Here is a 10,987-nt window from a genome sequence, read left to right as displayed (position 1 = left end):
ATTTGCCCACCGCCGCCGGTATCTGGTTGCGCGGGACTACATCCACCTCTGTCTGATCCGCTTTGCTTGTAGGCTCGCGCGCGGTACGCACCAAGGCCCGGGGACAGCGACACCATCTGGATCGACGGCGTCGGAGGGTTGCCCGTAGAGCAGCGGAACCGACAGCGTTTCGAGGGACATGCTCACGATCAGCACCGAGCTGTAGACGATCGGTGGGCGCAACATCGGAACCACGACCGACCGGAGGATCCGCACGGGTCCGGCGCCGCAGACCTGTACCGCCGATTCGAGGGAGGCGTCCGCCTGGCGCAGCGCGCCGACACAGAAGGTGAACGCGATCGGGGCCAGGGCGACGGCTTCGGTGAGCGCCATCCCGGGGATCGAGTACAGGTTCCACGGGACGAATCCGAAGAACTCGCGGAACTGGACGCTGAAGAATCCGGCGGGTCAGTAGAGGATGATCCAGCCGAAGCCGAGCAGCAGTGAGGAGATGTAGAAGGGCCAGCGCATCGAGCCGACGATGAAGTTGCCGAAGGGCAGTTTGGTGCGGGTGCATCACGATGGCCATCGGGACGGCGAACAGTTGCGCCAGGATCGTGGTCAGGCCGGCGAACAGCACCGTGTTGACGATGACGTCGCCGAACCCGGCTTCGGTGTAGTTGTCGAGGCTGAAGATTCCGCCGCTCTCGTAGAGCGGGCGGTCGATGAACGACTGGTAGAGGGTCGGCACGACCGGGGCGAGGACGAGTGCGGCGAGGATCAGCAGCACGGAGTACTGGATGATCGTGTCGCGGCCGATGTTGCGGAATTTGCGGTAGCGCGGGCTTCCGGGCTCACCCGGGCGTAGCGGGACGAAGGATTCGGGGGTCCGGGTGTCGGGCGGTGTCGTCAGTGTCATGGTGTGATGTCGCTATCTCGGCTCAGCCGGCTTGCAACGAAGACCAACGGTCCGAGAACTGTTGGATCTCTTCGTCGGATGCTTTGGTGTACGGGATGAGGATCGTGTTCTCTTCGCCTACCGAGGCGATGACGTCGCGGTAGGCGGTCAGTCCGCCCTCGGCGACGGCGGCCCGCCCGTCCGCGGACAACACGAAGTCGGTGAACAGCTTCGTGGTGACCGGGTGCGGGGCGCCCTGCAGCATCGACATTCCGCGGCGCAACAGCGGCGTGCCATCGTCCGGGAAGACCGCTTTGATCAGTCCGCCGGTGCGCTGCTCCGCAGTCAGGGCCGGTGAGCCCATGAAGAATCCGACGGAATACTCACCGGCCGTGACTTTTTCCACCTGCGATCCGGTGGACGGGAGGGCCGGTGCTTGTTCCTCCTCGAAGGCGCGGTTGATCTCGAAGAGATCGGTGGCGACGTCGTCCGAGACTGACGGGTGCCGGAGGCGCACAATCGGTGAATGGCTTTTCGGGTCGTACAGGAGACAGTCCGTTTTCTCGCGGTCTCCGATCCCGGCAGGCTGCGGCTACGTGCCGCAACCGCCACGACGATCACCGTCATTCTCGCGATGGTGGTGCTGCTACCGGGTTCCAACCTGATCGGCCAGCCACTCACCGTCGCGCTGCTCGGGACGGTCGTCGCGATGCAGTCCTCGGCGGCGGTCAAGGACAAGGATCAGCACAGCAGGGTGATCACGACACTGCTGCTCGTGTTCCCTGCACTCGCGGCGGTGTCGATGTCCGCGGTGCTGTCACAGTTCGGGAAGGTCGCCGATGTGGGCTTCATCGCGGTGCTCTTCGCGGCCGTCTGGGTGCGGCGCTACGGCCCGCGAGGTACGGCTCTCGGGATGGTCGCGTTCATCTGCTACTTCTTCGCACTCTTCCTTCGGGCCCAGCCTGGGCAGATTCCCATCCTCGCCGTGTCCATCGTCGCCGGCGTCGGTATCTCGCTCCTCGTCCGTACCGTGATCCTGCCGGACCGGCCCGGGCTCGAACTCACACGGTTGGTTCGGGCGCTGCGGGCCGCGTCGATCGACGTGCTGGAGGTGGCGTCGAACAGGGGTGATCGGAATCTCGATCTTCTGCGCAAGAAACTCGATCGGCTCGGAAGCACCGCCCTGATGATCGACGACTGGCTCGACCGCAACGATGCAGCTCAGCTCCTGAGCGTCACCAACGAAGATCTGTCCGTTCGTATCTTCGATGCGCAAATCGCTACCGAACAACTCGTCAGCGCGCTGTGGGCGCTCGACCCGGACAAGTCGTGGCCGAATACGCTGGGGCAGGCGACCACGGCACTGGGATCGTGCCTGCAGAACAATCCGTCGGATGACCAGCTCCGCGCTGCCCGACGGCTCGCCGCCGCGGCCGCAGACAAGTCCGATCCATCGACTCCGGCGGGTATCGCGACCACCGTCGCGATGCGAGCAGCGCAGGCGCACATCGCGATCCATCACATCACCCACAACGCCCTGCGAACAGAATCGGAGCCGAGGAAGAAGCCGGACGAGGACGAAGAAACGGACACCGGATGGAACCCGAGCACCAAAGCCGCGATCCAGGTAGCCGTCGCGACCAGCGCTGCAACGATCCTCGGTGAGCTCATCTCGCCCGACCGCTGGTACTGGGCGGTCCTGACGGCCTTCCTCGTTTTCACCGGAGCGTCTACCCGCGGAGAGATTCTCTCGCGCGCAGGGCACCGCGTCGTCGGCACCATCGCGGGAGTTCTTGCAGGAGTATTGCTGTCCGCGTTGGTCGGAAACAACCAGCCGTTGCAGTTGCTCCTGCTCGTCGTCTGCGTATTCTTCGCGTTCTACCTCGTCACGGTGGCCTACGCATTGCTCTCCTTCTTCGTCACCGTGATGCTTGCGATGCTGTACGGACTGCTCGGCACATTCAGCATCGAGGTACTCGAACTGCGCATCTACGAAACGGCGGCCGGCGGAATCGTCGGAATAGCGGCGGCGTACTTCATCTTCTCCACCGGAACGAGATCGACGCTGACCTCGAAGATCGACGACTACCTCGATCGGATGACTGCCATCGTCGACACCGCTATCGGAGCCGTCGTCCAACCAGGGCACGAGACTGACCTGGTCGCCGACATCCGGAAGTTGGACAACGCGCTGAAGGACCTTGTCACGGCGGGCAAACCCTTGGAAATGGGACCGACGACGCGGACTCGTCGGGGAGCGAAACGGTTGTTGCGGATCATGACTGTCAGCAATCGGTCGTCTCATGCACTTGCCCGAGCAGGGGTGAGCGCCTCTCGCGGCGAACCGGACAGCGGACCGTCGCAGGAGACCGCGAGGGCATTGCGCCAAGCAGCCGACGTCACCAAGGAAACCATCGCCGACGTCAAACGCGCACTCGCCGGTGAGCACGTAGAGCCTCCGGAGAAACTCACCGAAACCTCGGCACCCGACGTCATGCTGCAGTCGACCACCACACCGGGGCCGGTTCGCAGTGCCGTCCGCTCGCTCAGCACCCTCAACCGCACGATGGGGGAAGCGTTGACGCATGCCTGATGGCGTCGTACATGCTGCTGAACGAAGCACAAAGCGAGCCAGTCGAAGGGGGAGGCCCGTCACAGCCGGCGAATCACCCGGCTGGAGTGACCGCTCGGGCGTCTACGTCGGCAAACCCAGAATCCGTTCGCCGATGATGTTGCGCTGAATCTGATTCGACCCGCGTGCGATCCGGCGTCCCCGGCTCTCGAGGAACACGCGTTGCAGAGAGTCGAGTTGATATCCGTCCCCGTCGGGGCGGGTCAGAGCCGACGCCCCGAGAAGCTCCAGCGCCGTCGACCCGAAGACACAGTGATACTCCGACCAATTGACCTTGTCGATCGCCAGCAACTTGTCCACGGTCTCTCCCTCTGCAACACGGGCACCGATCACGGAACCAACGGCACGCATCAGTTCGACCTCGACCACCAGTTCCGCCAACCGCTGGCGGACGATGACGTCGCCGAGCCGACCGTTCTTGTCCAGCCGCTCCGCCAACACGTCCAGTTCGTGGCGATAGCCGACATACTGCGTCGCCGCCTTGCCTGCTCGTTCGGCGCCGAGTGTGGTCATCGCGACCGCCCAACCGTTGCAGAGCCCACCCACCACATTGCTCAACGGGGCGCGCGCATCGGTTATCCGTTCCTGCGCAAACCCCCTGTCGCCCGACGCCATCCGGATGGGGTCGACGTCGATGCCGTTGTCCGTCATGGGAACAAGGACAAACGAGATGCCCTGGTGTCTCGGTGCGTCGCGGTCGGTGCGGCACAACAGGAACATCATGTTGGCCTGGCCGCCGTGGCTGGTCCAGATCTTGTCACCGTTTATCCGCAACTCGTCGCCGTCAACGGTTCCGCTGGTCCGCAGTGAGGCGAGATCGGATCCGGTCTCGGGTTCGGAGAAGCCCTGGCACCAGGTGTCCTCGCCCGACAGAATGCGGGGCAGGAACCGGCGCTTCTGGTCCTCGCTTCCGTGCGCCAACAGGGCGGGCGCAAGCAGGGTCTCGCCCATTCCGAGTTGCGGGCGTCGAAGTCCCGCGCGCGCGAACTCCTCCTCTACTACCAGAGTTTCGACCGGTCCCAGTCCTCGGCCGCCGTGTTCCTCCGGCCAGGACAGGCACAGCCAACGCCCCTGACGCAACAGATCGGTCCAGTGCTTCTCGGCGTCGGTGTCTTCGTGTCCGAACGGTTCCTGTGCGTATTCGAGTGGCGTTCCCTCGGCGCGGTGCTCGGCCAGCCAGGCGCGGACCTCGGTCTGCAGGTCCGCCAGCGGAGCGGGTTCGTCGGCCCGCGCCGGCGCCTCGACCGCGGTGCCGGTGGCGAGGACTCCGGCGAGCAGACGCTCGCGGTGCCATGCCGACGATCCGAACATCAGCTGATCGGTTTTCGCCCGCTTGAGATGAAGGTGAGCCTCGTGCTCCCAGGTGAAGCCGATCGCGCCGTGTAGTTGAATCGTCTCGCCGGCGATCTGCAGGTACCTCTCGGTCCCCGCGACGCAGAGCACGCTCACCAGTGCCGGCAGTTCCGGCGCATCGGTATCCGCGGCGTGAGCGGCGACGGCGACCGCAGCGGCGACCGGTTCGAGCGCCCGGATCAGATCGGCCAGCCCGTGTTTGACAGCCTGGTTGGTACCGATCGGACGACCGAACTGGTTGCGGGTCTTCGCATAGTCAGTTGTCAGGTGCAGGCACCGGCGAGCACCGCCGACCCTCTCCGCCGCCTGCACGACGAGCGCCTGGTCGAGCGCTCGGGACAGTGTCTCCGAAATGTCGGTGGTGTCACTGATTCGTTGCGCTGCCGCGCTGTCGAAGGTGAAGGTCGTCAGCGGACGGGTCTGGTCCAACGCCGACCGCCGGACCCGCCGAATGCTCGTGTCCGACGGTTCCACCAGAAAGAGGCCGGTCCCGTCTTCGGTTCGGGCGACGACAACGACAGTGTCGGCGCAATGACCGAAGATCACGTGATCGGCCCGTCCGTCGATCCGCCAGCCGTCGCCGTCCGGGTGTGCACGCACCGCTTCCGAGCCGGCCTGCCACCACCCGTCGGCGTCGGCAAATGCCAGACACCCGAGACGAGTGCCCGCGGCGAGACCTGGCAGCAGCTCACTGAGCCAATGCTCCTGGGCGCAATCCGCGATGGCGAGCGTGGTCAACACCGAACTCGCGAAGAAGGGGCTGCATGCTGCGGAGCGCCCGAATTCCTCGGCGACCACGACGAGGTCACCGATACCCGCGCCTGATCCGCCGTACTTCGCGTCGACGAGCATTCCTTGCAGTTCGAGTTGTTCGGCAATCGTCGCCCACATCTCGGGCCGGTATCCGAGTTCCGTGTCCTGGTCGGCCAATACTTCGGCCGGTTTACTGGTTGCGGTGAGAAACTCCCGAACCGCGTCGCGAAGTGCGCGGTGTTCTGCAGGTGTTGTCATGCCCATTCGATTGTCTCCTTCGAGTGTGCCGTGTGAGCACCACCGCGGTCAGGATCCCCCGACCTGGGATGACCAGGCGTCCTGCGACCTGTCCGCCCGGTTGTGCATTGTGTTGTCTTGTGGTTTTTCGACCGCAGGTGCCGCCGTGCGTACGCATTTACACGGGCAGTGTTTTGCGCGTCAGAATCGCTTGCTTCATGGCGATTCCCCCGCCGTTGGGGTAGGCCGCAATCTTGTCGGTGAGTTCGGTTGCCCGGCCCACAACCTGCTCGTCCGGCACCGTTGCGTAGGCGAAGCCGCGGCGCAGAAGGTCCGGACCGTACTGACGTTCACAGGCCAGGGTGAGCTGCAGTGCCTGGTTCTCGTCGTATTTCGCGAGCAACCACCGCAGATTGTTCGGCGCAGCTACCCCCATCTCCGCCTCGCCGACCATGAGGAACGACGTCTCTCCCACTACAAGGAGGTCACAGGCGAGCGCGATCGCCGCAGCACCGTTGACAGCGGCCCGCTCCAGTGCCCCGATCAGCGGCTTCTCGAACCCGGACAGGGTCGTGTGCAGGTCGGAGATCGCCGCGGTAATCTTCGGCTCGCCCGGGCGTACTTCGGCAAGATCCAAACCGGAACTGAAGCACCCGCCCGCGCCGTACAGCAACACCGCGGTGACTGTGTCGTCGTCCTGAGCGTCAGCGAACGTTCTGGCGAGCTGGGTGACCATCGGGACCGTCAAGGCATTCTTCCGCTCGGGACGATTGAGTTCTATGTCCAGCCGTCCGCTGTGATGGTGCCGAACTACCACGACATCGTTCTCCGAAGAACTCACAACATGCTCCTCACGAGTCCGTCGAACTGCCCGGCGGGGGCGGTCGGCTGCCCCGTGGCGCGTTCGCCACCTGTCCTCAGGCACATATTGTCTCCCAACAACATTGATGTGATCATCGCTTCCTTCCACAATCGCTGACGACAGGCTGGTGCACTCAGGCCAGGTCGCGGACGGCGGTCCCGTCGACCGTTCTGGTTCGGCCTACTCGTTCGGGTGGTGTGCGGCGATCGTGGTTGCATCACGTTCGGGATTGACCAGGACGGCGGCGGTGAGTGCGCCAACCAGCATGATGACTCCCACGATGACGAAGCCTCGGCCGTATCCGGCGGCGGTGTCGGCGGCCCCGGAGACGAGGGAGCCGATGAGAAGTGGTGCCGCGACACCGCCGAGGCTGTAGATCGCGACGGTGATCGACATGACGGATCCGCGTTGCTTGGCGGGTACCACGTCGGAGAGTAGGGAGAACGCCAGTCCCCAGGCTGCGGTGTTGAGGGAGAACGCGAGCGCGATCAGCACCATTTGAGTGGGTCCGACGGGCAACGCGGTAAATCCGATCATGCACACACCGCCGGCGGCGAGTAGGCCGGCCGCGAACAGGGCGCGGGCGGTGCGGGACGATCGTCCGGCCAGCGAGAGGCGGGTGGAGATCAGGCCGGCGAGAAAGGTCAGGATCACGGCCGCGGCGAAGGGCAATGTGATCAGCAACCCGGTGGCGTTGGCGCTGTAGTGCAGGCCTTCGCGCAAATACAGCGGCAACCAACTCACCTTCAACGCGGTCGCCCAATAGGAGCAGAACGAGAAGATCGCGACACCGATCACGGTGGGGCGAGTCCACAGGAGCCGGACGGGCACGGTGTCGGGAAGCGTTACCGCCTGATTCCCGGTGCCCGCCCCCGCATTGCCGGCGGGTCCTTCACCGCCGATGAACAGCCAGGCCACCAGCCAGATCACTCCGGCGACCATGAGCACGAGAAACGCTGCGTGCCAGCTGTAGCTCTGGATGATCCAGGTCAGGACCGGGGCGGCGATCAGCGGGCCGAGGGAGGCTCCCATGATGACTACCGAGGCCGGTAGTGAACGACGCTTCGGGGAGAACCAGGTGTGGGCGATCTGTTGGGACAACGCCCCAGCGGGGCCTTCGGCGAATCCGAGCAGCATTCGGCAGGCGAGGAAGACTCCGAATCCGACCGTCGTGGTCATCGGGGCCAAGCTGAGCACCCATAGACCGACCAGGCCGGCGAGGAGCCATCGCGCGGAGATGCGTCCGCCGAGGGATCCGAGGGCGACAGCGCCGACGGCGAAGAGCCAAAAGAACGCGCTCTGCGCGGTGCCGAACTGCTGATTACTCAACCCGAGATCGGTCTTGATCTCGACGCCGGCAAGGCTGACAACGACCTTGTCGGCAAAGTTGATCAGCATGAAGGCCATCAGCATCAGGGTGATGATCCAGCCACGCCGGCGAACGCGAGGGCTATCGAGTTCAGGATCGGCGACGAGGTCGCCCTCCTCGGCGCGGGTTTGCGGATTCTGCAGGGACACAAGGGCTCCTGGGGGTCGTTATCAGTGAGTGGTAGGTGGCGCCGGTGGCGGTTCAGGTCACGTCAGGGAGTGCTCGCCCAGCCGGTAGTGGGCGACGATCTCGTGACTGTGTTCTCCGAGTTCGGGGACCCGCCCGGCGTCCGCGGTGCGGGGGGTGCTGCGAGAGCGGTAGGGGAGGCCTGGGATGGAGTATGTGTGTCCGTCGCCGGTGCTGCCGGTGGCGAAGATGCCGCTGGCAATCACATCGGGGGCACTTTGGACCTGGTCGTAGGTGCGTACGGCGCCGGCGACGATGCCGACGGATGTCAGTGCCGCTAGGGCGGCTTCGGTGTCGAGGCCGGCGAAGAACGGTGTGAGCACGGCGAGGAGTTCGCCGCGGTGGGCGACCCTTGACGGGTTGTCGACGAAGCGGGGATCCTTCGGCAGGTCGGGTCGGCCGGCGAGGTCGCAAAGCTGGGCGAATCGCTGCTCGGTGTAGGCGGAGATGACGATCGAGCCGTCAGCGGTGGGGAAGATGTCGGCGGCCGGTGCCGCGGTGGGTTGTCCGTTGCCGCGCCGGTGGGGCGCGACGCCGGTGATGGAGTATTCGCCCCAGTTCGCGCATTGCAGGTCGATCGCCACGTCGAGCAGTGAGACGTCGATGTCGTCCCCGAGGCCGGTACGTTCTCGTCGGAACAGGGCAGCCAGCACCGCCTGGGTGACCACGTAGGAGGTGGCGTGGTCGACGAGCGGGAAGCCGACGCGTTGCGGGTCTCCGTCCGCCTCTCCGGTCACTGACATCATGCCGGTTTCCGCCTGGGCGGCGATGTCGAGGCCCGGCCGGCGGCGGGAGGGCCCATCGGTGCCGAAGCCGGAGACCGCGGCGAGGATGACGGTGGGATTCAGTTCGCGTATGTCGTCGGCCGACAGGCCGAGCTTTTCCATCACCCCTGGTCGCAGGTTGTGGATCACGACGTCGGCTCGGGCGATGAGGGCACGGGCGTGGCGGAGATCGTCCTCAGCTTTGAGGTCGAGGACGATCGACTTCTTGCGCCGGTTGTAGGCGCGCATGATTGCCTCGCCGTAGACACCGATCCCGCGTGCCTGGTCGCCGCCGGGACCTTCGATCTTGAGGACGTCGGCGCCGAGGTCGGCCAGGGTCTGTGCGGCGCCGGGCGCCGCGATGTACTGACCGAAATCGACGACCGTGATCCCGGACAGGGGCAGGTCATCGGGAGCGTACTCGGAGTCTGGCATGGTTCCTCATTCTGTGCCGGGACGGTGTGGACCTCAGTGCTGGTGGAGCCGTTCTGAGTCCTCAGCGTGGCCGAATGGGTTGCTGTCGTACCATCGGCGGCGGTCACACTCTTCACGTCGGCAGTGTGTGACCCGTCACACCAAGGAGGCGTTCGATGCGTACCGCGCCCACGGACGAGGCAACCAAAGACGATCTGCACGGCAGGATCGCCCGCATTCGCCGGTCGATTCCGCGGATGGCGCGGGCAACGATCGACCGCTACATCGCAGCCTCTCCGCTCTACACGCAGACCGCGGTGCCCGAACATTTGCACCGAGAAAGCGCCCACACCGTCCGATCGATGCTCGAGGTGTGCCTGCGGTCGGTCACCGACGAGTCCATCGACGTTTCCGACACGATGCGCGAAAACATCGAACGCGGCACCGAACGAGTCGCGGAAGGGTTGCCGCTACGGGAGTACATGCGCTGCTGGCAGGCCGGATTCGACGTACTCGCCGAAGAACTGGAACGCGAACTGGGCACCGACCACGGACTGTTCTGGTTCGCATTCCGCCGCGCCCATACCACCTTTGACCGCATCCTACGAGAGGTTGTCTCCGCGTACGAGATCCACGCTCACGACCTCATTGCGGCGCAAGACCGCAACCACACCCCCATCATCGATGCTCTCCTGCGCGGCGACGAGTGGGTGTTCGACGACCCCGACTCCATCCCTGCCGAACCGAACATCATGTTGCTGCACATCGATGACACCCCCGCCGAGCGATCCGGCGACCGCAACGCCCGATCGCTCGCGGCCACACGGAAGGTCCGTGCGATCCGCGCCCACCTGGCCCGAGCGGTCCCCGGCCTGTGGCTCATCGATGTCCGACCTCGGCACGCTCGGATCGTGATGCATCCACCGATCGGCGCTCTCGACCCGCTGGCCGTGGACCTCGCAAGGGTCAGTGGCGCACCGGTGACGATCGCGATCGAGAACGCCACCTCGATCACCGATCTTCCGCGAGCGGGCACCACGGCCGCCGAGGTACTCGACATCGCGATCCGGTCCGGCCGCACCGGCACGGTCAGCCGAATGACCGATGTCGCACTCGCACACCATTTTGCGCACCCCAGTGCGTCGCTGCCGGTGCTGCTGGACCGCTGTGCCTCCATGCGATCGCGCCCGGACCTTGTGCACACCCTCCGGGTCTATATGGCCAGCAACCTGGACCGGCGCGCCACTGCGGACACCCTGACGGTCCACCCCAATACCGTCGACAACCGGCTCAACCGCGTCCGCGAGCTGACCGGCCTCGACGTACACATCACCACGGAGCTCCTTACTCTTGCGGTCGCGGTCAGCGCCGCCACCGACGACCCCGAGACGGAGGCTGACCACCCGCAGTGAAAGTGAATCTGTGATCGGTCACAGACCGGGGCCGGCAGGGGTGTGCGCACAGACGATTGTTCGGCGGATGGCCGGTGCACAGAATGAGGCGCACGGGACAACGCAGCGTCGCGGTCCGACAGCCAAGC

General features: G+C 65.2%; 9 protein-coding genes. 3 read left to right on the top strand and 6 right to left on the bottom strand.

The window, feature by feature from the left end; genetic code table 11:
- Positions 1–36: 36 nt before the first annotated feature.
- A complete protein-coding gene (locus HGB39_RS30315) occupies positions 37–372 on the bottom strand; it encodes an ABC transporter permease subunit (protein ID WP_005563935.1) in 336 nt (111 codons plus the stop codon).
- A 148-nt stretch (positions 373–520) separates the two neighbouring features.
- Between HGB39_RS30315 and HGB39_RS30310 the strand changes: the two genes are divergently transcribed.
- Positions 521–847, top strand: a complete 327-nt coding sequence (locus HGB39_RS30310) for a hypothetical protein (protein WP_005563933.1) — start codon at positions 521–523, stop codon at positions 845–847.
- Between the two features lie 73 nt (positions 848–920).
- Here the strand turns inward: HGB39_RS30310 and HGB39_RS30305 are convergent, their stop codons facing one another.
- Positions 921–1,394, bottom strand: coding sequence for a substrate-binding domain-containing protein (locus HGB39_RS30305; RefSeq protein WP_005563931.1), 474 nt, complete (start codon positions 1,392–1,394; stop codon positions 921–923).
- Between the two features lie 9 nt (positions 1,395–1,403).
- On the opposite strand from HGB39_RS30305, the gene HGB39_RS30300 reads away from it, so the two are divergent.
- On the top strand, positions 1,404–3,470 hold the full coding sequence (locus tag HGB39_RS30300) for an FUSC family protein (protein ID WP_005563929.1): 2,067 nt from the start codon (positions 1,404–1,406) through the stop codon (positions 3,468–3,470).
- A gap of 102 nt (positions 3,471–3,572) precedes the next feature.
- Here the strand turns inward: HGB39_RS30300 and HGB39_RS30295 are convergent, their stop codons facing one another.
- From HGB39_RS30295 to HGB39_RS30280, 4 genes are all read right to left on the bottom strand, one after another.
- Positions 3,573–5,879, bottom strand: a complete 2,307-nt coding sequence (locus HGB39_RS30295; protein WP_005563927.1) for an acyl-CoA dehydrogenase family protein — start codon at positions 5,877–5,879, stop codon at positions 3,573–3,575.
- 151 nt (positions 5,880–6,030) lie between these two features.
- Positions 6,031–6,693 carry an enoyl-CoA hydratase/isomerase family protein gene (locus tag HGB39_RS30290; protein WP_005563925.1) on the bottom strand — a complete coding sequence of 221 codons (663 nt, stop codon included), beginning with the start codon at positions 6,691–6,693 and terminating at the stop codon, positions 6,031–6,033.
- A 201-nt stretch (positions 6,694–6,894) separates the two neighbouring features.
- Positions 6,895–8,232 carry an MFS transporter gene (locus tag HGB39_RS30285; RefSeq protein ID WP_005260574.1) on the bottom strand — a complete coding sequence of 446 codons (1,338 nt, stop codon included), beginning with the start codon at positions 8,230–8,232 and terminating at the stop codon, positions 6,895–6,897.
- 57 nt (positions 8,233–8,289) lie between these two features.
- On the bottom strand, positions 8,290–9,468 hold the full coding sequence (locus tag HGB39_RS30280) for a CaiB/BaiF CoA transferase family protein (RefSeq protein WP_005563921.1): 1,179 nt from the start codon (positions 9,466–9,468) through the stop codon (positions 8,290–8,292).
- A 155-nt stretch (positions 9,469–9,623) separates the two neighbouring features.
- On the opposite strand from HGB39_RS30280, the gene HGB39_RS30275 reads away from it, so the two are divergent.
- Positions 9,624–10,859, top strand: coding sequence for a PucR family transcriptional regulator (locus tag HGB39_RS30275; RefSeq protein WP_005563920.1), 1,236 nt, complete (start codon positions 9,624–9,626; stop codon positions 10,857–10,859).
- The last annotated feature ends 128 nt before the right edge of the window (positions 10,860–10,987 follow it).

It is taken from the genome of Rhodococcus opacus (assembly GCF_012396235.1).
GTDB lineage: Bacteria > Actinomycetota > Actinomycetes > Mycobacteriales > Mycobacteriaceae > Rhodococcus_F > Rhodococcus_F opacus.
Note: the sequence above shows the minus strand (reverse complement) of the source record. Positions and strands in the feature narration are given on the sequence as shown.

What these genes read in the sequence shown, in the direction of transcription:
- HGB39_RS30315 (WP_005563935.1), bottom strand. Translation starts at nt 372, where the DNA reads ATGGCGCTCACCGAAGCCGTCGCCCTGGCCCCGATCGCGTTCACCTTC.
- HGB39_RS30280 (WP_005563921.1), bottom strand. Translation starts at nt 9,468, where the DNA reads ATGCCAGACTCCGAGTACGCTCCCGATGACCTGCCCCTGTCCGGGATC.
- HGB39_RS30300 (WP_005563929.1), top strand. Translation starts at nt 1,404, where the DNA reads ATGGCTTTTCGGGTCGTACAGGAGACAGTCCGTTTTCTCGCGGTCTCC.
- HGB39_RS30275 (WP_005563920.1), top strand. Translation starts at nt 9,624, where the DNA reads ATGCGTACCGCGCCCACGGACGAGGCAACCAAAGACGATCTGCACGGC.
- HGB39_RS30310 (WP_005563933.1), top strand. Translation starts at nt 521, where the DNA reads ATGAAGTTGCCGAAGGGCAGTTTGGTGCGGGTGCATCACGATGGCCAT.
- HGB39_RS30295 (WP_005563927.1), bottom strand. Translation starts at nt 5,879, where the DNA reads ATGGGCATGACAACACCTGCAGAACACCGCGCACTTCGCGACGCGGTT.